This window comes from Lacticaseibacillus parahuelsenbergensis (assembly GCF_030770265.1).
GTDB lineage: Bacteria > Bacillota > Bacilli > Lactobacillales > Lactobacillaceae > Lacticaseibacillus > Lacticaseibacillus casei.
Map to the genome: position 1 here is coordinate 2,647,278 of NZ_CP132482.1, position 21,347 is coordinate 2,668,624.

The window sequence follows — 21,347 nt, forward strand, 5'->3', positions numbered from 1 at the left end:
CAGGGATGGGCTCAGAGTTTTATGCCGTGCCAAACTCCGCAATCTCCGGCCAGATTGGGGCTGGCGACCGCGAAGCTAGAGCGGGGGCACAGCTGAGCCCCATCTGGCCTACGATTGCTCCGCTTTGGCACTATTCTCTTGTTATACCAATTCTGTAGTACTCACAAAAATCGGCACTAACGATACGCATCATACTTCGTTAGTGCCGATTTGATTTTGTTATTAATATTGTGATAGTTTATCAGCTAAGTATTTTTAATCAACTTTCTAAATGAAAGACCTGGAGGCAATACCTTGTTCAATCTCCTTCGAACCTTCATGGCAGTTTATGAAACCCGCAGTTTCTCATTGGCCGCCGAGCAGCTGTTTTCCAGCCAACCGACTGTTTCGCATCATATTCACCAGCTGGAACATGAGCTGAATGTTTCCCTTTTTGAGCGCAACAAACGCAGTGCCACCATTCCGACAGCGGCGGCCGATATTCTCTATGAGTTTAGCAGCAACTTGCTCGCTGACTGGGATAAAACCAAGCAGGCGATGCAAAACACAGCGACAACCGCTTCAGTCGAACTGAATATCGGCATTTCGCAAAGTGTTGCCGTTGTCCTGTTCCCGAGTTTGGCACGCGGTTTGAAAACAGCCTTCCCTTTTCTGGAATTCAATGTTGCCGTTTTGAATTCGCTCCAGGTGGTGAAGCAGATGGAGGCGCGGCGGCTTGATCTGGGATTTATCGAACAACCGTTGACGCTAAAAGGTGCGGTCAGAACCACGCTTTGTGCCGATCAATTGGTCGTGGCAGGCTGGCCTACCGGTACTTGGCTCACGCGCGAGGAAGGCTCCGGCATGCGCTACTACACAACTGCCTATCTACAAGAAGCCGGCATCACACCCGATCATCTCATGACCGTTAACAACAACAGCATGCTACGAGCGCTGGTGCAAAACAGAGTCGGTCAGGCGTTGCTGTCGGATCAGATCGTCCCCCAAGAAGTACCACAGCAAACCATCGGCGCAAAATTTCGCCGGCATTTTTATTTGTTACAAAATCCCGATGTTCACTGGCCGCACAAGCAAGCCATGCTGGACACGATCCAGCATTTAGCCAACAAGGTCGACTAAATCACCGCCATCGCCATCAGCTAATTAATCAGTCGTATCACGCGGCGCTTGCTGAGTCTGCCAGGTGGCGCGAACATTCAGGTGTAAGAAACGCAGGTAATGACCCGTAACGAATACCAGCATCAACGTTGCAACTAGCCATTCGCTCCACTGCACGACGCTTAACAGGTTATGGGCAACACCGGTTTTTGCGAAAATGCCGATGAAACGCGTTAACGCCGTTGCGGAGATAACCAGTGGAAACGTAAACGCCGCAAAGCTTGGATAAAATGATAACCGCGTGTACTTGCGAATGCTGAACAACGTGCCAAAATATAAGCTCTGAGCAAAGATCAACATGCCAAGTGCAAACCAGAAATTAGGCTGATTGAAGCTGGCGAGATAACCGGTCAAGCACAGCGAGGCCGGTGCCGCCATGATGGTCAGTAGTGGCTGGGTAGCCTCTGGTAATGGCATCACCCGCACGCGATGCACGACCACGGGAAACAACGCCGCATACAAGACAAATGCGATCCAGAAAAGCGGGTGCCCCAGAGCAGGCACAAATTGGGCACTGGTCACCGGAATAACGCCTAATCCGACAAACGTGACGAACCAACTCGGGTAAATCATGTGCCAGGCTTTTTGCTGCGTGAGCAAGTGCCGGGACAGGAAGAATGCCATCAAACCAAAGTGAATGAGCACCGCCATCACCCACACAACAGTCGCCACTTGGATAGGCATCCCCCAAGCGGTGAAGTAGGTGCACAAAATCATGAGCGTCATCGAAAATGTCGGCGACACCGAAGCGATGATCGGATCCTGTAAACTCTTGGCAGCATGAAGCGGGGTCAGGCAAAGCTTCAGTAAAATCACCGCAAACAGCAAAAGCGCCACAATACCGGTGACATCCCCCACCAGTTGCCATCCGGCTAATTTATATAAGTTCCCTAACGATGCCAGGCCCAGCGTCAAGCCGGCCATTGGTAACGGGACTTTTTTCAAAAATGTTGTCATGTCAGCCTCCTTCGCATGCCATTGAGTCTAACAAGAATGACTGGTGGTAGCTAAATGAATCTATTGCATCGTTAATATTCAGAAACTGAATAAGACTTAAAAAACGTTGACAGTCAGCCGCAAAGCCGACCGTCAACGTTTTTCAGTCCGCACACGATCTAAACTAACAGGATCGTGGCATTATTAAGCATGTGTAACCCAATCGAATAACGCATGTCGCGGGTTCGCAGATAGGTCCAGGCCAAGACGCCACCAAGCGCGGCGTAAATGAAGAGGTTGTAATCAATCCGTGACCCGACAACGTGGGCAAAGCCGAACGTAAAGGCGCTGACTAGAATGCTAACCCATTGCCACTTGCGCCGTCGTAATGAGCCAAAGCTGTTCATCAATAAGCCGCGAAAAAGGTACTCTTCAACAATTGGACCCCCGACCACGGCCAATAATTTAATGCCCCAAGGATAAGTTTTCACCAGATGAAGTAAATTGCTCTGATTCGCTGCTTGCGGGGTATGTAACAAATGCATCAGTAGCGAATTCGTTAGTTGAATGACGAAGAGCAAGCCGATTCCCTGCCAAATGACAGCAGACGGGTGCTTCACCGTCAAAGGACCTTGCTGCCGATACCACCGGCGATAGATCAGCATTAACAGCCCAATCAACACCCCAAACGAAACGACAAACGCGCCAATCGCGCCATAAGCACCCCAAGCCGCTTCCCCGCGAACCAGTGCCAACTCAGCAAACGAGTATAAAATAAACCCAATGCCGACACCTAATACCTGTAAAAAAGAATGGAATATTTTCAAAGTTAACGTCCTTTCAAGGGAGAGTCGTTACTGTTTCATGATACCAATAATTTCTCGAGCACCAAAATCTTGGGCTTTCGTTGCTCACGCACATCGTGATAAGGCTCGTTCGCGTTCCACCCGTTTAATTGCAGAAAAAAAGCCCAACAGATCAACTGACCTGTCAGGCAACGTCATTTGCAGCCGTCTATCGGGCTTGAACCGACGACCTCATCCTTACCATGGATGCGCTCTACCGACTGAGCTAAGACGGCAAATGTTTCGGTTGTTTAAAAACAACTGCCTAATTAATGTACACTAAATCTCCAGCACTCGCAAGCCTTTTTTGGAAAAAGTCGTCAGGATTGTCGACTAAGAATGGAATGATTTCGAAAAAATCATCAACAAGCTTGCAAACGATTCCTTGCCGATTTCATCCTCGTAAATCATCCGAGTGCTGCCTGCTTTCTAGTAATGATCGCGACAGGAAATGATTGTCATTGTGTTTGCCTCGATTTCGTAAATTAAGCGGTGCTCTTGCGTGATTCGACGCGACCACATGCCAGACAAGGCGTGTTTCAATGGTTCTGGTTTACCTAGGCCATCAAAAGGTGTCCGATCAATCGATGCAATGAGTCGATTGATTTTTCTGACCGTGGCTTTATCACCTTGCTCAAACCAACTGATGTAGTCGTGCCAAGCATCGTCAGTCCAGCGCTTAATCATCCCCGCCACCGACATTTTTTAAATCATGTTGCCGGGTTTTACCAGCGGCAATCTGCGCTTGGCCACGGCGGATCTTGGCCATGAGTTCAGGATTCGATAAGATCCTCATCGTTTCTTGCATAGCATCAAAATCACGTTTATTCATCAAGACGGCAGTATCAGCCGCATTATCACGGCTAGTAATCAAGAGTGGCGTAGCGTCATCATTGACTGCTTGAAGGTAGTGCTTGAGATTGCGGCGGAAAACTGAGTAGGAAACAGCGTCCATGAGATCAGCCTCTTTCTGGGATTCATTGCGTGAAAACTTGCTGAATTCATTGTACAACTAAATGTACAAGTAAGCAAGACTTAGCGGACGGCCGAAATCCCTAAATGAAAACGTTGAGCGTCGCAACGAGCACAGACACATCTCAATCCCCATCCCGACACAATCGCCTCAAACCGTGATCACGCGGTCGAGTTGATCTTTAATTTCACGACGCAGATTATGGGTCACCATAATTAATGTGGTTTTCGGCAGTGATACCAGCAGCTTTTCAATGGAGAGTCCAGCTTTCGCGTCCAGCGCTGCGGTGCCTTCATCGCTGATGATGAGTTGGCTTTGCCTGATCAGACCCCTCGCCAAGGCAATGCGCTGTTTCTGCCCGCCTGACAAATCACCACCATTGTGTTTCAACACCGTATCTAGCCCTTGCGCTTGGTGCTTCATAAATTCAGTCAATTGCGCTCCTTTGATGGCCTGTTGTAACACATCGTCATCCACTTGCCGCCCAAGCGTTAAATTAAATCGCAGCGTGTCGTTAAAAATGTACGGAGCCTGTTCGATGTAAGTAATCTGATCCCGTAAAGAACGCGGATCAAGCTGCCGGTAATCGTGCCCATCCCAGGTGATCTCACCGCGATAATCGGCCAACACATCGCTAATAAGTCGCAACAACGTGGTTTTCCCCCGCCCGGATGGCCCGACAAGCGCCACTTTTTGATTAGCCTGGAGCGTCAAGTTCAGATCGGCAATGACCGGCTCTTTTTTATGCGGGTATGTAAAAGTCACATTTTGCAGCTTGATCGCTTCGGTCAGCGGTGTCACAGGTGTTTTCGCCTCTTGTGGAGCTGGCGCTGCCTTGGCAAACTTATCGAAAATCGGGGCAACTGACTTGACGGTGGTCAGGGCAAAGCTCATCAACGTCAAGCCGCTAAATGTCGTTCCTGCGACAGAATGAATCGTCACCACTGCGCCAACCGGAATGATGTGATTGTAAGCAAGTAACCCGGCCTGAATCAGTAAGAATAGCTGGCTCCCCAAGTTAACCAAATTGATCAAAAACTGAGTGGCCATATTGAACTGAATGTAACCGACCTGCGCATGGCCCGCGTCATCCGAAGCCTGCTGCACCCGCTCCACCATGACGTGACGCCGATTAGCCATGAAGAGCGTATTGAACCCTTCGAGGATGTCGGTCAATCGATTGGTTAACTTCTCGTTTTCCTGACTCCATGTTGCCGCGGCGGCGCTTAGCTTTTTGCGATAAATCATCGGTACCGTGATTAAGAGCACGGCGCAAACCAGTGTCGTGATAAACAGCGAAGCATGATACGTTAACAAAACGAAAATACTGAGAACCACCTGCCAACTGGCCTGAATGAGATATGCGACATTGCGTAGCCCCTGCGTGTTAATGGTGTTGACATCATTGGTCATCCACGAGGTATACACCGCATCCGACCGAGAATGGTACTGTTCAAACGGCATCGTCGCAATGCTCTTGGTGATCTCCGTGCGAATGTCATTGTTCAACCGGCGTTGGAGCGAGATCTGATAAATGTTGACCAACGTCTGCACGACCAATTGCAAAATTGTCGCTACGACCATCACGATTGCCGCAGTCACGAATGCACTGACCTTAAATTGCGTCAATGCCGTAATCATGTTCCCGGTAAAAACCGATACCGCCGTCATCGCAGCAATCATGACGCCATACATTAAGATAAACAAACCAAACCGCCATTTTAGTCGGAAAAGATACTGTCGAAAAGTCACTGAAAAGGCCTCTTCTCACAAGGGACACGTTCCGTCTATGTCAGAAATGCAAATTGACACGCCGAGCAGTGCCACAATCAACTCATCATAATATTAGAATAAGCAAATAATAGCATCGAATTCTCATAATAACAATCGTTGCTCATTTTCCCGACTCTCGCCAGTAACAAAATTCACTCAACACAGCCGTCAGTGCCCCTTTTCTCATCGCTCGCCGCCCCACTCGGCCTTAAACTCCGTCAAGAAGTCTTCCATAACTTGCTGTCGATGTTCGGCAAGTTGCTTGGCTGCTGGGGTATTCAGCTGATCCTTCAGCTTCAACAATTTCTCATAGAAATGATTAATGACGGTGCTTTCCTTCGTGCGATAATTGCTTGGCGTTAAGGCAGTTCGCGGTACCAGTTCCGGATCATACATGCGACCACCATGTGCGCCACCGTACATAAAGGCGCGACCGATGCCGATTGCCCCAATAGCGTCCAATCGGTCTGCGTCCTGCACCAGCTGACCTTCCAGGGACAAAGGCTGGCGCTTCCCTAAATTGGCTTTAAAGGACATGTGGTCAATAATTGCGATAATTGCTTGAATCTGTTCGTCCGTCAAACCGGCTGCTGCCATCGCATGACGCACAGCCGACCTCGCTGCGGCGACATCGTTAACCAGTTTGTCATCATAAGTGTCATGCATCGTTGCTGCCGCGACAACGACGGCCGAGTCAACGCTTGGAGTTTCGGCGACTAACCGCTTTGCCATCGCGATCACCCGCTCAATATGGTCGAATCCGTGACCGCTATGATCCTGTGCGGAAACGGAGCGCGCATAGGCTGTCAACGCCTGCCAATCAATCATGTAACGTACCTTCCAATCTTTCAAATGTGATTACCTGAACTAATTAACCGATAAGCTACCCTATTTGTTGCATGGCTTAACCTCGAGAGTTCATACTTAAAGTATAAAGAGGTTATGTAAAAGGGGGAACTTTAAAATGAAAAAGCATTGTTTGTCGGCGAGTCAATCGGTTAACCAATTCCATCGACTTTTCTCACCAGTGTCATCTTCGGACATCCCGTTGAATCAGCAAAATCTGCTATTCTGGATGGCCACGGATCTGACACCAAAAACGCCGACGAGTCTTGCCAAGGAGATGCATGTCACCAAAGCTGCCATCACCAAAGCCAGCGGGCCGTTGCTTGACCGCGGGTTGCTTGACAAGCAGCCTGACCCGGACGACTACCGCAGCTTCAAACTCGTCCTCAGCGAAGCGGGACAAGACGCTGTCGAGGATCTGGGGCCTGAATATATGGGGAACCTTGAGCGCCTGTACAACGAATTGGGTGAAAAGAAATACCTTAAGCTCATCAAACTGCTCAGCCAGGCCACCGGCGTCGCAGTCGAAGAATAAGCCAATCGGTCATGTTCGGCAATCCGCCTTACGCAGTGCTTGCGTGAGGCCTTTTTCGTATTTTCTCAACTGCGTTACAATAAACCCATAGTGACATATCACTCAACCTTAAACAGTTTACTAATTCCGGCAAAGGAGTTTGATTCGATGGCAATTCCAGATCATATCAGTGTTCGCGGTGCCTATGTCAATAATTTGAAACACCTTAACGTGGATATCCCCTTAAACAAACTCGTGGCGATTACCGGTCGTTCAGGCTCCGGTAAAAGTTCGCTGGCGATGGGCGTTTTGTACGCGGAAGGTATGCGGCGGTATATGAGTGCCTTGTCGACTTATACGCGCCGGCGGTTAGGGCAGACGAGTCCGGCGGCGGCTGATTCGGTCAAGCATATTCCCAGTGCGATCGCCCTCAGACAGCGGCCGGTTGTGCCTGGCATTCGCTCAACCGTTGGCACCGCCACGGAAGCCTTAAATGTGATCCGCCTGATGTTTTCCCGTCTCGGCTCACCGGTTTGTCCAAATGGTCACCGCGTTCCGCCGACACTTGATATTGCCAAGGCCATGGATCTGCCAAATGATGGCGAAAGCGGGATGGGCATGATCACCTGCCCAACTTGCGGGGTTCACTTTATGGCGTTCGCGGCAGAGGATTTTGCCTTCAATTCGACTGGCGCATGCCCAACCTGTGGCGGCACGGGTCAAGCGCGGACGCTGGCGGCCAATCGCCTCATCCCCGACCAAACGCTAACCATTCGCCAAGGCGCCGTTGCCTCATGGCGGTTGCCCGGACGCAACTTCATGCCTTACGTAGCCCAGGCAATCGGCATTGACATCGATACCCCCTTCCAGGATCTACCTAAAGACCAACAGGAACAGGTTTGGCATGGTCAACGGAAAAAATACGCCATTAACATCCCCAGCAAAACAGGCAGAGTTTTCCACATGGACCACGCACAATACGAAAATGCCTTCAATGCGGTCGAAGACTCTTTAGCCACCACCAAGAACGAACGCGCGATTCAGCGTCTGAATCGGTTCTATGAGTTCGGCGTTTGCCCGACCTGTCATGGCAGCCGGTTTGCGCCGAAACTGTTGTCACAACTTTTGGTTGATCAAAATATCGCGCAAGTCAGCGACATGACCCTGACGCAGCTGTCCGCGTTTATCCCGAAAATCTACCAGTGGCTGCCGGAAAACATGCAAGCATTGGCACATGACATCATCAAGGAACTGACCCAACTGCTCAAACCGATCATGGATCTAGGGCTGAGCTACCTGACATTAAGCAGGGCCGCCGCATCACTGTCCACCGGTGAATTGCAACGGATCCAGCTCAGTCGAACACTACGCACCGAAACAACCGGCGTCCTGTACGTCCTCGACGAACCTTCTATCGGATTACATGCCGCCAATGTTGCCGGTTTATTGGAAGTGATGCACGGCCTGGTTGATCAAGGCAACTCACTGGTTGTCGTGGATCACAACACGGCGATCATCAACGCCGCCGATCAAATCGTCGAAATCGGTCCGGGCGCCGGCGTTGACGGGGGTCGCATTCTCGATCAGGGGGATCCCGCCACCGTTAGCCGCAATCCGCATTCGTTAATTGCCCCATTTTTAACCGGCAAAACCAAGCTCATCGTCCGCCCGCAAGCTGGTGACGAAGCAGTTGCCAAGGCCAAGCAATTGCAACTGACCGTGACGGATCGCTTCAATCTGCACAACTTGCATGTCGACTTCCCGATTAATTGCTTCTCTGTTGTATCCGGCTTCTCGGGCGCTGGCAAGTCAACGCTCATTTTCGACGCGTTAGTCCCGGCATTGTCGGCAACGAAAGATCAACCCGGACCGACTTTTGTCCGTGATCTCAAAAACGGCGGCATTCGGCATGTGGTTGCCATTGACGCCACGCCGGTTGGCAAAAACGTCCGTTCAACCGTTGCCACTTATACTGACATTCTCGATCACCTGCGCCATCTGTTCGCCGCTTTGCCGGACGCCAAAGCCAAGCATTATACCAGCAGTCACTTCTCCTATAACGTCAAGGCAGGTGCTTGCCCCACCTGTGGCGGCACCGGTGTGATTAATCTGGACATTCAGTATTTGCCAGATATGCAGCAAACCTGCCCTACCTGTCATGGTCGCCGCTACAATCCCGAGGTCTTGAAAATCAAGTGGCACGACCACAGCATTGCCGACCTGCTAGATCTCGACGTCGATACCGCACTCAAGGTGTTCAAGGACGAACCGGCAATCGCCCATACCTTGCAGACACTCCACGACATGGGACTGGGCTATCTGCATTTAGGCGAAAGCACACCGACACTATCCGGTGGCGAGGCCCAACGACTCAAGCTGGTCGCACACATGGGCCGTTCCCAAAAAGACACGCTATTCGTCTTCGATGAACCTTCCGTTGGGCTGCATCCCCTTGATGTTCAAACGTTGGTCGCAGTTTTCCAGCGCCTTTTAAAAACCGGCGCAACCGTCATTGCCATTGAACACGACCTAGATGTTATTGCCAACGCCGATTACGTTTTGGACTTAGGACCAAAAGGCGGGGCTGAAGGCGGCCAAGTCATGGCAGCCGGCACGCCACAAGCCATCGCCCGTCAAGGCCACGGCGAAACCGCCAAATACTTAGCGGCACATCTGGCGGCTTTTCAAGTTAAATGAGAACAAACAAAATCGGCTCCGGAGATCATCTCTAGAGCCGATTTTTTATATCCAGCGCAACCCGCTCGCGCCTTATGCGTTCAAAATATCATCAATTTGCTGAACCTCTTCAGCCGTGAATGTCAGATGTTCTGTCGCCTTGAGGTTATCTTCGAGATGCTCAACTGAGGTCGTGCCGATAATCACGCTGGTAACGACTGGATCACGTAAAAGCCATGCCAACGCCATCTGGGACAATGTCTGGCCACGTCCTTGGGCAATCTCGTTCAGATCGTTGAGCTTTTTAACCACGGCATCCTTACCTTTTGCAAAAGTGCCTTTGTTAGTGCGATGGATCTGGAAGCTATCCGGAATGCCGTTCAAATAACGATCGGACAATAACCCTTCTGACAATGGACCATACGCAATCAACCCGGCGCCATTCGCCTTCAAGGCATCCGTCAGGCCGGAAGTTTCTGCCTCGCGATTGAACATGTTGTAACTGAACTGGTTCAAGACAAACGGGGTATGCAGGTCTTTAAACATCGCAATGGCCTCTTTGGTCTGCTCCGTATCATAATTGGAAATGCCGATATACAAGGCCTTGCCATCCCGCACGGTTTGATCAAGCGCATTGACGGTCTCTTCCAACGCCACCGTGTCATCGAAACGATGTGCATAATAAATGTCGACATAATCCAGACGCAACCGTTTGAGGGAATCATTCAGTCCTTGAATGACGGCTTTGCGTGAAGTGCCGATGCCATATGGGCCTGGGTGGATTTCATAGCCGACCTTCGTGCTAATCACCAGTTCATCACGATAATCCTTCAAATCAGTTGCCAGAATCTGTCCCAACAGCGTTTCGCTCGAACCGTATCCCGGATCAACATCACCGTTACCATAATGATTGGCAACATCAAAATGAAAAACACCATGATCAAACGCATCCAGAATCACCGAACGCCGCGAATCAAACGGATCCAGATTGCCATAATGCTGCCACAATCCCAAAGAAATTGCCGGCAACATCAACCCTGTCTTACCGGCATGACGAACCGGCATCTTCGCATAACGATCTGTTGCTGCATGATACATGAACAAATCCCCCGCTTTCCTAGTTGTCATCAACGTGCTCTCTGGCGCAGAAGCCTGCGTGTAAAGACCTCAGACCGCAATGGATAAGACCGGCCATTGCGGTCTGAGGCCACTTACACTCCGGCTTCTAACTGCGCCAGCTCGCGCTCACAAAACATTTACCATCTCTATGGTGGCAAACGTTCAACAAACAAGCAACTGGAAACCCTGTTTTCTCCATAAAAATTTATTTTTCAAAAAATTCCGTCAAAAAGTGCGCCACGCCGTCATCGACATTGGTATCAGTCACATATCGGGCAACGCGCTTGACTTCGGGCACGGCATTGCCCATGGCCACACTCACACCAGCGGCCTGCAACATCCCTAAATCATTAAGGCCGTCGCCAAAAGCAATCGTGTGGTCCGGCCCAATGCCGGTCTTTTCCTGTAGTTCGTGCACCGCATTGGCTTTATCGACATGCTTGGGAATTAATTCCAAGTTCGTATGCTCAGAGGCCGAGACATGCAAAACATCACGCGCCTCCAAGGCCGTTTTTCCGGCATCCAAAGCTTTCGTATCATTGGGGCCAAAAATAATGCCGTTCGTAATCACCGCGGCGTGGGTCAATAGTTCCTTTATCGATGGCACGCCGACCACCTTAATTTCAACCGATTTAGGCGCAAACTTGCGGGCGGCTGCTTCAATGGCGGGCGGCAGTGTTCCGGTGAAATAAACGGTATCATCGCTAAAGTACAAGGCGTTAAGATTCAAATCGGCACTGACTTCTTCAACTGCCGTCAATGCGTCTTCACCAAGTGTGTGATGCACCCGCTCACCGGAAAAATCATACACGGCGCCATTAGAAGCGATGATGCTGGCATCCGGCTGAAACTGTTTGGCAACCACTTCTGCCAGCGCATGCATGCGCCCAGTCGCAACATAAAAAGCTGCGCCGGCTGCCACCGCATCTGCCAATGCCTGTGCTGTGTTCGCTGTGACATCATGATGATTGGCCGTTAACGTCCCGTCAATATCACTTACGATTAAGTATTTGGCCATAATCGATCCTTTCCTTCTGAGTTGGCGAACTCGTTAAAGTGAGCCCACCCCCACTGTCTTTATATGAAATCGGCCATAGAAACATCACAAGTTTCTATGACCGATTTTCTTTAACACTCATCTATACAATCATTTCAAATACGTTTCCGATAACCGCTTAAACCAAACGCTTATCGCAATCGTTGCCTAAAGTCCCTGCGGCAGCTTATCAATCTGCGCAGCATACCATTCTTGCCATGGTGTTTCCGGAGCGCCTTGTGCATTGTACTTAACCTTAACTTGCTTCAGAAGATCCAGCAGATTACCTGACCGATGCGTCAACAAGCCGCTCGTCAATTCCTCCCGCGTTAAAGTACGGTTGTCGAGGAGATAATGGTTAATATCGGCCAAATCACCTTGCTTATCAAGCTGGGAGAAAACGTCTAACCCCGCTCCAAAGAACCGGTTAAGGTAAAATTTTGCAAAAGTTTCCAGTGCGGTCTGTTGTGCCGCCTCATTCAGTTGATCGATCGTTGTGTTGCTAGCTGCCATGACTAATTTCGTCCTTTCTATTTTATTCCATTATAACCACTTTTAGGCCGTTTTTGAAAAGCCCTCTACCGGCAACGTCGCCGTTTTCAAAAAATAAAGAAATATTTTTAGGATTTTGAAACTTTCCGCCTCTAGTACCTTGATATTGGAGAACGAATGTTATAATATGCCACTTATGTTGGGAATTTTTGAAAGGCTGGAGGCATTATGGAAAAAGAAAAATTACATCTCGGGGACGCTGTGGTTTGTCAGGTTAAGGAAGACATGGAAGCGCCTTTTACCGGGAAAATCGAAAAAGTTTACGAAAACTCTGCATTGCTCACCATTACTGACTATGCAGAGCAAGACCGACAGAATGCTTCAGAGCTGAATTTTAAAATTGTTGCAAATTTCCACGCCATGACTAAAAACCTTGGTGGTGGCACTGTCTTGGCATTCCCACCAGAATCAGCCGAGGATCAGAAAAAATAATCATCCGATAACGATCAGCCAAGCATGACTTACTAACGCTGTGGCCATGCCGGTTGTTATTGTTTACTTAGTCGCATCCCAATAGAACAAACTACCCCCGGCAGCCCGCAAACTAGGCTAGCCGGGGTTTTTAGTAGCTAAAACTTAACTTAGGTGTTTAAACGACTTGTAGCTATCTTGACTGCCAAGGCATTTTCGTTGTCAAGATGGCGAATTTGGGTACAATAAGTGGCGCGGTTCACACATTATCATTAAAAGGCGGCAATCCATATGCAAACCAAAGATCAGCCCATCCACGAAAGTCTATTAATCGGCACGTTGCTTACCGGCGCTGCTGGCAGTTTTGATGCGTTTACCTATTTGCTGCATGGCGAAGTTTTTGCTGGCTTGCAGACCGGGAATGTCATTCTATTAGGTGTGCATCTTAGTCAGGCACAATGGTATACGGCGATTCGCTATGTCGTACCGATCCTGGCCTTCATGTTCGGCACGATGGCGGCACGGGCCATTCAGCTGCGAGCCGATAAACGTCAGCATCCCTTGAGCGAACAACGTTGGATCGTTCGTTACGAAATCGGATTAATTTTGCTCGTCAGTCTGCTAGGCCGCTGGTTACCTGACTTGGTCGCCAGCGCCATGGTCTCGCTCATTGCTGCCGCCCAACTTCAGGAGTTCCGCCGGCTACGTGGTGGCCCGTTTACTTCATTAATGATGACCGGCAATCTCCGGACAGCTGCTCAGAATCTCTATGATGGCTTCATTCGCGGCCAGCAAAAAAGCCGCGAATCCGCAGCTGTGATTGGCACCATTATCCTGAGTTTTGCGGCTGGCGCTGGCATTACCAGCATCCTCACCCACTATATCGGCACCTATGCTTTGGCAGGCGCGGCACTATGCCTAATCGCCATTGACGGCATTTTCTGGCAAGACCAGATTAAACTGCATTAAGCGCTGGCTTCCCCAGCCACTTTCTGGCCCTGATGCAGGAAGCCTAAGTCATTAAAATCGGTGACCCGAAAACGCTCATTAGTCCACGACAGTTTGGTAACACTGGCATTGTCGAGCATTTCCCGGCCATCAATGTTGTAATGGATGTAGTTCAACCACATCAACGCAGCAGTTCCGTGGGTCACCACCAAAACTCGCTGCCAATCTTTCGTCTCGGCTTCCACGGCAATTGCACGCAAAGTCCGATTGAGCCGTTCCTGAACCATGCGATTCGTCTCGGCAGTATTCGGATGTTGATCCATATTAGCCGCAAACGCCGCATCAGCCGTTTGCGCCAAGGTAATTTCGCGATTGGCCAAGGCTTTGTGAAAATTGGCAACACCCATGGTCGCTAATGAAAAATCATTTGCCAGCTGCCCTTCAAACTTGCCATAATTTTCTTCACGTAAGCCCATCAGCGTTGTGACCGGCAACGGTTCACCTAGTCCACTTAAAATAAAATGCGCCGTGTCGATCGCGCGGGTCAGATCACTCGCAAATGCTGCATCAAATCGAATATCTGCTGTCTTAAACCCCAATCCCAATGCTTTGGCATCTGCAATGCCTTTGGGAGTTAGGGCAGAATCAGCCATTCCCTGAACCCGTTTTTGAACATTAAATTCAGTTTGCCCGTGACGGACAAGATAAAGCGTTGTCATGATTACAATCCCCTATTTTCTGTGAGCGTGAGTCGGCCCGGTTAGAAACCGGAGTGTAAGTGGCCTTGGGCGTGATGGTCGGGCTTTGACCATTGCGACCAAGGTCCTTACACGCAGGTTTCTGGGCTGGCGAACGCGTTATGGTTGAGCGCGAGCCGGCGCATTCAGGAGCCGGAGTATAAGTGGCCTTGGGCGTGATGGCCGGAATTTGACCATTGCGACCAAGGTCCTTATACGCAGGTTCCTGCGCCGGCGAACGCGTTATTTTCATTGTTGACTTGTCACTAAGCCAGTTTCAAGTAATCCGCTAAATAATCCGCAACGCCATCGTGCTCGTTATCGCTTGGCGTATGCGCGTCGGCTGCTGCAAGAATGGCCGGACGCGCATTTTTCATGGCCACCCCATGACCGGCAAATTGCAGCATATCCAAATCGTTCATATCATCACCAAATGCAATGATATGCGACTGATCAATGCCGTAACATCCCGCTACATAAGCCAATGCCCGGGATTTACTTGTATTGCGGCTGGTGACTTCCAATGCCGTGTACTCCCCGCTCCAGGCGCCCCAAGTCTTGGCAGCCAGATGCGGATACAATGCCGCAACCTGTGCGGCAACCGGCTTGAAGATCTTGGCTTCCATAAACATGGTGACCGAAATCGGCGCCTGCCGCAACCCCTGCTCATCCAACAAGGCATCAGGATGCAGGCGATCCGGTAAAAACGGGATGTTGGCGTATGGCCGATCCGCCACCAACAAGCGCTTGCCTTCTGCCACCATGACCTTGAACGCAAACTCTTGCTTCAACTGGCGCAAGGACAAGGCAACCGGAATCGGAATCGTGACTTCCTTTTCATACTGCCAGTGGCGGTGCGGGATGTGAATCAAGGCACCATTAAAGTTGATCATCGGCCCTTGTAGCTTTAAAGCATCATAAAATTGTTCGGAAATCGCATCCGGGCGGCCAGTAGCAATAACCACCAAATGGCCTGCTGCCTGCGCCGCCTGCAAAACAGCGATCGTGCCAGCGCTCAACTGGCCATCAGCGTTCAAGGTCGTACCATCCAAATCCAGTGCGATAAGATAACGATTCATGCAGCAGCCTCTTTTCAATCATTTTTCGAAAGCGATCAAGGATAGCCATCTGCAACCCGTTCCCCTACAATAGGTAGTTAGAAAGCGAGGACAAGATGGCTGAATCAATTGTACTTTATACAGACGGCGGTAATCGCAACACCGGCAATCACGCTGGCGGCTCAGTCCGTCCCACCGATAAAAGCGCGTGGGCGGCGTTACTGATCTATGGGGAGCACGAGAAAATGCTCTCTGAAGGCGATTACGGCCGAACCAATAATTATATGGAAATTATGGCGGTGATTCAAGGATTAAAAGCGATCAAGCGCACCGATATTCCCGTTGACGTTTACTCCGATTCTGCATACGTGATCAACACCATGCAACAGCGCTGGTGGGCCAAGTGGCAGCAAAACGGCTGGCGCAATCACGGCAAGCCGGTTAAAAACGCGGAGCTATGGCAGGCACTGTTGCATCAAGTTAACCGCTTTGATCACGTGACGTTTCATAAAGTGAAGGGCCACGCCACCAATCATAACAACAATCGCGTTGATGAGGCGTTGAATCAAACCATGGATCGGCTCGATGATCGCTCCTGACTATTTTACCCTTGATGGCCTAAAAAAGCTTCTCCATAGGTCTCCGCCAAGAACCCGTTAATCACCTGCTGCATCTTTTGGACAGAAGGTGATTTTTTAATGGTCGGATTAATCACCAAACATAACGTCCGGGAAAATGGTTCAGAAAACGGGTAAACATTAACATCCCCCACCAGCTTCTGCAAGGCCAGTTTCGGTAAAATGCCAAGCCCCAAGCCCGACTCAACCATTGATAAAATACTTTGGTCATCAATTGAGTAGTTAATGGTGTTTGTCGACACATGATAGCGATCCAAAGCGCGCTTGGTGTCGCGGTCATAGTCGATTTGTTGAAGAATGAAGTTCCGCTTTTCGACATCCGCCTGCGTCACTGTTTTACCATTCTTGGGCTTGAAGCTTTTCGGCGTGATACAGTAAATCGGATCTTTCAACAACGGCTCGACGACCACCCCCGGGCCAACCGGCAGTGATGAAAACCCCAGATCAGCCGTTCCCAATCGCACGGCATCCACAATGCGATTGAAGGTGCCTTGAACCACGCTGATTTCAATGTGCGGATACCGCTTTTTAAACCGCTGAATAATCGTGGGCAGCCAATTCGTGGACACCGACGAAAACGCGCCGATGCGAATGCGCCCGGTATTGACGCCATTGATGTTATCGGCAACCTGTGACAGTTGCTCCTCAAGATTTTGAATACTTTGAATAATCGGCAACACCTGCGCACCGTCTTCGGTTAGGGTCACGCCGGTGCGATTGCGAATCAGCAGCGGAAAGCCTAGCTCGCTTTCCAGTTGGCTGATGCTGTGGCTGACCGCACTCGGTGTGACATTTAATTCCGCCGCCGCTTGCGCCAGTGTGCCGCGTTCAACGACCTTGCTAAAAACCTCATACGAAAAATTACCCATGATATTTTTTCTTCCCTTTCACCGCGAAGCTGAAGTGACAGCGCTTGTCACTTCAGCGAAACAAATCCCGTCACATCAGTCACCAAGCGTGTTCGTTCTTTTTAACGTGAACAATATTCAACTTAACCTGAAATAGTTGAGCTTTACTCAATCATACGAGCCGTTTTACACTAGTGTCAATAAGAAAGCGTTGATCGGATTTTTGAACCAGCGCGACGAAGGTATCGCGCCGCTTTTTGCATCGATACCAAAGGGGGATTTTCATCATGAAATTCGCAAAACGTACACAAAAAACCGGTAAATCAGGCTTAGAGGATCTGTTCGCGGCTTCTGGCCCGAATGTCATTTCCTTTGCGGGCGGTTATCCGGATCGCAGCCTGTTCCCGACTCAGCAGCTTAACCGCGCTTTTAAGCACAGCTTCACCAGTGGCGATACCGAGTTGCTGCAATACGCCAGCACGCAAGGTTACCTGCCACTCCGGGAAAAGATTGCGGCGCGGCTGCGAGCCACCGGTATGCCAACCCGTGCTGCCGATATCATGATGACGCAAGGTGCCCAGCAAGGCATCGATCTGGTCGCGCGGTTAATGCTTGATCCTGGCGACGGCCTGGTGGTTGAAGCGCCAACCTATTTAGGCGCCTTGGCTGCGTTTAATGCTTATCAGCCAACTTATTACGAAGTGCCGATGCAGGACGATGGCATTGACATCAACGCTTTGCAACGAGTCTTGATGAGCCGTTCCGTCAAGTTCATCTACACGGTTCCGGATTTTCAAAATCCAACCGGCATCGTGATGTCGCTCGCCAAACGGAAAGCCCTGATTCGCTTGGCCAATCAATACGATGTGATGATTCTTGAAGACAATCCTTACCGCGATCTTCGCTACGACGGCAAGCCGTTGCCAACCATTAAATCCTTAGATACAGAAGGTCGGGTCATCTATCTTGGCAGCTTCAGCAAGATCCTCTCACCTAGTTTGCGAATGGGCTGGTTAGTTGCTGCACCGGAGCTTTTGAAAGAGCTGATCGCATTAAAAGGCGGCAGCGACCTGGAATCCAGCAACCTTACCATGCACGGCATCAATGATTACATGGAAGAAAACGATCTGGATGCGCACATCAAGCAGATTCAAGATCGCTACCGTGAGAAGAAGGATGCGATGGTCGCCGCCATGACCCGCTATATGCCGGCTGAAGCCCACTTCAACAATCCTGACGGTGGCTTCTTCCTATGGCTCACCATGCCGGCTGGTTTTGACATGGGTGCCTTCATGAAGCAGCATCTATTGCCGGAAAACAACATCTCCTATGTGCCATCGGCCAATCTATATGCGACCTCCGCGCAAGTCAACGGCGCCCGGCTCAACTTCACCGGCCCGACCTTGGATCAAATTGACACCGGTATCAAGGCATTAGGCGATGCTTTGAAAATGGCATTGCACCAGCCTACTCTGGTTGCCGAACAGGCTTAGTCACCTGACGAATCGTGTTGCTTAGGCGGTAAACTTTACAAAATGACAAAGTAACCATCACATTTTCGTCATACTTTGCCGGTAGTATTAGCACCATAGAAATGAGCCACCCACTCATTCCTAAACCCCAACCTAATTTTCATTTTTCTCCTCCAAAGAAAAAGATGATTGGCCCCCATCCGATCATCACCCCAAAAAAGGCCCGCTGCGTTTTGGCAGCGAGCCTTTTGTTGTGGACCGATAACTTTTCGAAACTAATCAACGTGATGCTTAAACTAACCGATCAACGCCAAAGCTTGATGGATCATCTTTCTTGTCATCCTGCTTTTCATCGGCCTCAGCTGGCTTTTCAGTCTTGGCTTCGTCGGTTGACTTGACGTCTTTTTTAGCGTCCTTCTTGTCGTCGTCCGTTTCTTCAGGCTTCTTAGGTGCGGCCTGTTCACGGATTTTGGCTTCGATTTCCTTAGAAATTTCCGGATGTTCATCCAGATAATGGGAGGCGTTCACAAGACCTTGGCCTAAACGCTCTTTGCCGTAGTTATACCAGGATCCTGACTTGGTGATGACATCAAACTTACTGTCTTTTTCCGTCACTAAGTTGATCATGTCGGTGTTGTGCTCAATCCCATGGCCAAATGACATCGTGGTTTCAACCGTCTTAAATGGCGGCGCCACCTTGTTCTTGGTAACCTTCAGCTTGCTGGCAAAACCGATCACATCTTTGCCATCTTTGACTTGCTGGCCCTTTTTAACCTCAATACGAACCGAGGCATAAAACTTCAAAGCGCGGCCTCCCGGCGTAACTTCCGGATTGCCAAACATCACGCCGACTTTTTCCCGTAACTGATTGATAAAGATCACCAATGTATTGGTATTGTTAATCGATCCGGCCATTTTACGCAGTGCTTGCGACATTAACCGCGCTTGTAAGCCGACATGACTGTCACCAATGGCGCCTTCGATTTCAGCCTTGGGAACCAAAGCGGCAACCGAATCAATCACGACAATATCCACGGCGGCAGATTCGATCAGCATTTCGGCAATTTCCAATCCCTGTTCGCCCGAGTTTGGCTGGGATAACAGAAGATCATCAATGTTGACCCCAAGTTCAGCCGCATATTTTGGATCCATCGCGTTTTCGGCATCAATATAAGCTGCCTTGCCGCCGGACTTTTGCAACTCTGCGATCGTCTGCAGTGCAATCGTGGTTTTCCCGGTACTTTCAGGACCATAGATTTCCACAATCCGGCCGCGTGGCAACCCGCCGACACCAAGCGCCAGGTCCAGTGAAAGAATGCCGGTCGAAACAACATCAACCTTCAGTTCCGGCCGATCACCCATTTTCATCACGGCGCCTTCACCAAACGCCTTCTTGATTTTCTGCAGCGCCTTTTCTAATTCGGTTTCGCGATCTGTGGTATCAGATTTTGTATTCGCATTCTTTGTGGTCGTTTTCTTCGCCATACTTGTCTCCTTAATTACGCGTCTATAACGCTTAAAATACACTAGTTACATTATCGAACATGCGTTTGTTTTTTGCAAGCTTTTCATTCAACAAAACGAATTTTTCTGCGTGCCAAATTGGTTTCCCTTCTATTTTACCTGAAGCAACCGGGCGATTGGGAAAAATCTGCTGTTATTGATGGGTTGAAAAGCGTTTGCTGGAGCAGGAGTCTGCGTGTAAGGTCCTCTAGACACAAATGGCAAAAACCCAGCCATTTGAGTTTAGCGGCCACGAGTTCCCTGCTGCGTCTCTGAAACGCGCTCGCAGGCCCAGAAGTCTGCGTATAAGGGCCTTGGGCGCAATGGCCTAAGCCCGGGCCATCACGCCCAAGGCCACTTATACTCCGACTTTTAACCGCGCCAGCTCACGCTCTGCTGAAACGCGTTCGCTGGGCCAGAAACCTGCGTGTAAGGACCTCGGGCGCAATGGCCAAAGCCCGGCCATCACGCCCGAGGCCGCTTACACTCCGGTTTCTAAGCGGCCAAGCTCACGCTCTGCTGAAAACATGCTATGATGGTTCGGTCAGTGATGGCAATCATACACACAAGGTGGAGAAAAACAATGATGTTCATGGGTTCCATTGTCAACGGCTTAACCATTATCGGCGGCGGTCTGCTTGGGCTGGTCTTGCACAATATTAGCGACAACGCCAAGGATACGATCACCAAAAGTCTAGGGCTTGGCACGTTTGCGCTAGGCATTCAGATGGCGTTGCAGACCAAAAGTTTCATTGTCATCATCATTAGCCTGTGTCTTGGTGGCCTGCTGGGTGAGTGGCTGCATATTGAAGACGGCATGAATCATCTTGGCCTCAAGCTGCAGGAGCGCTTTGCAAAAGGCAACAGCCACTTTGCAGAAGGTTTCGTCACGGCTACTTTAATTGCCGTCATTGGTGCCATGAGCATTCTGGGCGCGATTCAAGCCGGCGTTTCCGGTGATAACGCCACACTTTACACAAAAGCGGTCATGGATGGTTTCATGGCCATCATGATGACCGCTTCACTTGGCGTCGGTGTTATGTTTTCCGCCATTCCGGTTGTCCTGTATCAAGGTACCATCACGTTGTTAGCCAGTTTTTTAGTCCAATTCATCCCCAAAACCTTACTGGCGACGTCCTTGCGCGAAATCGGCGCGATTGGCGGCTTGATGATTCTGGGCATCGGCTTGAACCTCATGGACATCACCAAGATTCGGATCTCCAATCTCTTGCCAGGGTTGCTCGTTCTCCTGGCAATTCTGACTGGTCAGTACTTTTTATAAATTAGGTATCTAAAAAGCAGGC

General features: G+C 50.0%; 21 protein-coding genes and 1 tRNA gene. 8 read left to right on the plus strand and 14 right to left on the minus strand.

Going from position 1 to position 21,347, the window contains the following annotated elements; genetic code table 11:
• Window positions 1–294: 294 nt before the first annotated feature.
• Window positions 295–1,119, plus strand: a complete 825-nt coding sequence (locus tag LACPH_RS12375) for a LysR family transcriptional regulator (RefSeq protein WP_274785104.1) — start codon at window positions 295–297, stop codon at window positions 1,117–1,119.
• 24 nt (window positions 1,120–1,143) lie between these two features.
• Here the strand turns inward: LACPH_RS12375 and LACPH_RS12380 are convergent, their stop codons facing one another.
• The 7 genes from LACPH_RS12380 to LACPH_RS12410 all read right to left on the minus strand — a co-directional run bounded on the left by LACPH_RS12380 (window position 1,144) and on the right by LACPH_RS12410 (window position 6,513).
• A complete protein-coding gene (locus LACPH_RS12380; protein ID WP_274785105.1) occupies window positions 1,144–2,115 on the minus strand; it encodes a TDT family transporter in 972 nt (323 codons plus the stop codon).
• Window positions 2,116–2,273: 158 nt separating this feature from the next.
• A complete protein-coding gene (locus tag LACPH_RS12385) occupies window positions 2,274–2,921 on the minus strand; it encodes a CPBP family intramembrane glutamic endopeptidase (RefSeq protein ID WP_274785106.1) in 648 nt (215 codons plus the stop codon).
• A 181-nt stretch (window positions 2,922–3,102) separates the two neighbouring features.
• Window positions 3,103–3,175, minus strand: a tRNA-Thr gene (locus LACPH_RS12390).
• A 193-nt stretch (window positions 3,176–3,368) separates the two neighbouring features.
• The gene (locus tag LACPH_RS12395; RefSeq protein WP_274785107.1) at window positions 3,369–3,626 is read right to left on the minus strand and encodes a Txe/YoeB family addiction module toxin; all 258 of its coding nucleotides are present in this window, start codon (window positions 3,624–3,626) and stop codon (window positions 3,369–3,371) included.
• Window positions 3,619–3,894: a type II toxin-antitoxin system Phd/YefM family antitoxin gene (locus LACPH_RS12400; protein WP_274785108.1), complete on the minus strand. Its 276-nt coding sequence runs from the start codon at window positions 3,892–3,894 to the stop codon at window positions 3,619–3,621. Before LACPH_RS12400 ends, LACPH_RS12395 begins: the two co-directional genes overlap by 8 nt.
• A gap of 168 nt (window positions 3,895–4,062) precedes the next feature.
• Window positions 4,063–5,664: an ABC transporter ATP-binding protein gene (locus LACPH_RS12405; RefSeq protein ID WP_274785109.1), complete on the minus strand. Its 1,602-nt coding sequence runs from the start codon at window positions 5,662–5,664 to the stop codon at window positions 4,063–4,065.
• A 204-nt stretch (window positions 5,665–5,868) separates the two neighbouring features.
• Window positions 5,869–6,513: an HD domain-containing protein gene (locus LACPH_RS12410; protein WP_274785110.1), complete on the minus strand. Its 645-nt coding sequence runs from the start codon at window positions 6,511–6,513 to the stop codon at window positions 5,869–5,871.
• A gap of 136 nt (window positions 6,514–6,649) precedes the next feature.
• Here LACPH_RS12410 and LACPH_RS12415 point away from each other — a divergent pair, with 136 nt between their 5' ends.
• Both LACPH_RS12415 and LACPH_RS12420 read left to right on the plus strand, forming a co-directional pair.
• Window positions 6,650–7,066 carry a MarR family transcriptional regulator gene (locus LACPH_RS12415; protein ID WP_010490890.1) on the plus strand — a complete coding sequence of 139 codons (417 nt, stop codon included), beginning with the start codon at window positions 6,650–6,652 and terminating at the stop codon, window positions 7,064–7,066.
• Between the two features lie 147 nt (window positions 7,067–7,213).
• Window positions 7,214–9,742 carry an excinuclease ABC subunit UvrA gene (locus LACPH_RS12420; RefSeq protein ID WP_274785111.1) on the plus strand — a complete coding sequence of 843 codons (2,529 nt, stop codon included), beginning with the start codon at window positions 7,214–7,216 and terminating at the stop codon, window positions 9,740–9,742.
• A 72-nt stretch (window positions 9,743–9,814) separates the two neighbouring features.
• Here LACPH_RS12420 and LACPH_RS12425 read toward each other — a convergent pair whose 3' ends face one another.
• The 3 genes from LACPH_RS12425 to LACPH_RS12435 all read right to left on the minus strand — a co-directional run bounded on the left by LACPH_RS12425 (window position 9,815) and on the right by LACPH_RS12435 (window position 12,389).
• Window positions 9,815–10,819 (minus strand): aldo/keto reductase, encoded by a 1,005-nt coding sequence (locus tag LACPH_RS12425; protein ID WP_049170975.1) that lies wholly within the window; start codon window positions 10,817–10,819, stop codon window positions 9,815–9,817.
• A 226-nt stretch (window positions 10,820–11,045) separates the two neighbouring features.
• Complete coding sequence (locus LACPH_RS12430; RefSeq protein WP_274785112.1) at window positions 11,046–11,858, minus strand: Cof-type HAD-IIB family hydrolase; 813 nt, start codon at window positions 11,856–11,858, stop codon at window positions 11,046–11,048.
• A gap of 186 nt (window positions 11,859–12,044) precedes the next feature.
• Complete coding sequence (locus LACPH_RS12435) at window positions 12,045–12,389, minus strand: hypothetical protein (RefSeq protein WP_010490885.1); 345 nt, start codon at window positions 12,387–12,389, stop codon at window positions 12,045–12,047.
• Between the two features lie 207 nt (window positions 12,390–12,596).
• Between LACPH_RS12435 and LACPH_RS12440 the strand changes: the two genes are divergently transcribed.
• Both LACPH_RS12440 and LACPH_RS12445 read left to right on the plus strand, forming a co-directional pair.
• Window positions 12,597–12,860 carry a DUF2187 domain-containing protein gene (locus LACPH_RS12440; protein ID WP_274785113.1) on the plus strand — a complete coding sequence of 88 codons (264 nt, stop codon included), beginning with the start codon at window positions 12,597–12,599 and terminating at the stop codon, window positions 12,858–12,860.
• 270 nt (window positions 12,861–13,130) lie between these two features.
• Window positions 13,131–13,808 (plus strand): YoaK family protein, encoded by a 678-nt coding sequence (locus LACPH_RS12445; RefSeq protein ID WP_274785114.1) that lies wholly within the window; start codon window positions 13,131–13,133, stop codon window positions 13,806–13,808.
• Here LACPH_RS12445 and LACPH_RS12450 read toward each other — a convergent pair.
• Entirely contained in the window at window positions 13,805–14,506 is a 702-nt protein-coding gene (locus LACPH_RS12450) for a histidine phosphatase family protein (protein WP_070651421.1), read from the minus strand. The two genes, LACPH_RS12445 and LACPH_RS12450, sit on opposite strands and share 4 nt — an antisense overlap.
• A gap of 284 nt (window positions 14,507–14,790) precedes the next feature.
• The gene (locus LACPH_RS12455) at window positions 14,791–15,603 is read right to left on the minus strand and encodes a Cof-type HAD-IIB family hydrolase (protein WP_274785116.1); all 813 of its coding nucleotides are present in this window, start codon (window positions 15,601–15,603) and stop codon (window positions 14,791–14,793) included.
• Between the two features lie 95 nt (window positions 15,604–15,698).
• On the opposite strand from LACPH_RS12455, the gene LACPH_RS12460 reads away from it, so the two are divergent.
• The gene (locus LACPH_RS12460) at window positions 15,699–16,181 is read left to right on the plus strand and encodes a ribonuclease H family protein (RefSeq protein ID WP_274785117.1); all 483 of its coding nucleotides are present in this window, start codon (window positions 15,699–15,701) and stop codon (window positions 16,179–16,181) included.
• Window positions 16,182–16,186: 5 nt separating this feature from the next.
• Here LACPH_RS12460 and LACPH_RS12465 read toward each other — a convergent pair whose 3' ends face one another.
• Window positions 16,187–17,089, minus strand: coding sequence for a LysR family transcriptional regulator (locus tag LACPH_RS12465; protein WP_010490878.1), 903 nt, complete (start codon window positions 17,087–17,089; stop codon window positions 16,187–16,189).
• 266 nt (window positions 17,090–17,355) lie between these two features.
• Here LACPH_RS12465 and LACPH_RS12470 point away from each other — a divergent pair, with 266 nt between their 5' ends.
• Window positions 17,356–18,561: an aminotransferase-like domain-containing protein gene (locus LACPH_RS12470; RefSeq protein WP_274785118.1), complete on the plus strand. Its 1,206-nt coding sequence runs from the start codon at window positions 17,356–17,358 to the stop codon at window positions 18,559–18,561.
• 270 nt (window positions 18,562–18,831) lie between these two features.
• On the opposite strand, the gene recA is transcribed toward LACPH_RS12470, so the two are convergent.
• Complete coding sequence (recA, locus tag LACPH_RS12475) at window positions 18,832–20,025, minus strand: recombinase RecA (protein WP_274785119.1); 1,194 nt, start codon at window positions 20,023–20,025, stop codon at window positions 18,832–18,834.
• Window positions 20,026–20,626: 601 nt separating this feature from the next.
• On the opposite strand from recA, the gene LACPH_RS12480 reads away from it, so the two are divergent.
• Window positions 20,627–21,325 carry a DUF554 domain-containing protein gene (locus tag LACPH_RS12480; protein WP_047107059.1) on the plus strand — a complete coding sequence of 233 codons (699 nt, stop codon included), beginning with the start codon at window positions 20,627–20,629 and terminating at the stop codon, window positions 21,323–21,325.
• Window positions 21,326–21,347 lie beyond the last annotated feature (22 nt).

Coding starts and splice junctions, on each gene's coding strand:
- LACPH_RS12380 (WP_274785105.1), bottom strand. CDS start 2,115: ATGACAACATTTTTGAAAAAAGTCCCGTTACCAATGGCCGGCTTGACG.
- LACPH_RS12395 (WP_274785107.1), bottom strand. CDS start 3,626: ATGATTAAGCGCTGGACTGACGATGCTTGGCACGACTACATCAGTTGG.
- LACPH_RS12400 (WP_274785108.1), bottom strand. CDS start 3,894: ATGGACGCTGTTTCCTACTCAGTTTTCCGCCGCAATCTCAAGCACTAC.
- LACPH_RS12410 (WP_274785110.1), bottom strand. CDS start 6,513: ATGATTGATTGGCAGGCGTTGACAGCCTATGCGCGCTCCGTTTCCGCA.
- LACPH_RS12415 (WP_010490890.1), top strand. CDS start 6,650: ATGAAAAAGCATTGTTTGTCGGCGAGTCAATCGGTTAACCAATTCCAT.
- LACPH_RS12420 (WP_274785111.1), top strand. CDS start 7,214: ATGGCAATTCCAGATCATATCAGTGTTCGCGGTGCCTATGTCAATAAT.
- LACPH_RS12425 (WP_049170975.1), bottom strand. CDS start 10,819: ATGTATCATGCAGCAACAGATCGTTATGCGAAGATGCCGGTTCGTCAT.
- LACPH_RS12430 (WP_274785112.1), bottom strand. CDS start 11,858: ATGGCCAAATACTTAATCGTAAGTGATATTGACGGGACGTTAACGGCC.
- LACPH_RS12435 (WP_010490885.1), bottom strand. CDS start 12,389: ATGGCAGCTAGCAACACAACGATCGATCAACTGAATGAGGCGGCACAA.
- LACPH_RS12440 (WP_274785113.1), top strand. CDS start 12,597: ATGGAAAAAGAAAAATTACATCTCGGGGACGCTGTGGTTTGTCAGGTT.
- LACPH_RS12445 (WP_274785114.1), top strand. CDS start 13,131: ATGCAAACCAAAGATCAGCCCATCCACGAAAGTCTATTAATCGGCACG.
- LACPH_RS12450 (WP_070651421.1), bottom strand. CDS start 14,506: ATGACAACGCTTTATCTTGTCCGTCACGGGCAAACTGAATTTAATGTT.
- LACPH_RS12455 (WP_274785116.1), bottom strand. CDS start 15,603: ATGAATCGTTATCTTATCGCACTGGATTTGGATGGTACGACCTTGAAC.
- LACPH_RS12460 (WP_274785117.1), top strand. CDS start 15,699: ATGGCTGAATCAATTGTACTTTATACAGACGGCGGTAATCGCAACACC.
- LACPH_RS12465 (WP_010490878.1), bottom strand. CDS start 17,089: ATGGGTAATTTTTCGTATGAGGTTTTTAGCAAGGTCGTTGAACGCGGC.
- LACPH_RS12470 (WP_274785118.1), top strand. CDS start 17,356: ATGAAATTCGCAAAACGTACACAAAAAACCGGTAAATCAGGCTTAGAG.
- recA (WP_274785119.1), bottom strand. CDS start 20,025: ATGGCGAAGAAAACGACCACAAAGAATGCGAATACAAAATCTGATACC.
- LACPH_RS12480 (WP_047107059.1), top strand. CDS start 20,627: ATGATGTTCATGGGTTCCATTGTCAACGGCTTAACCATTATCGGCGGC.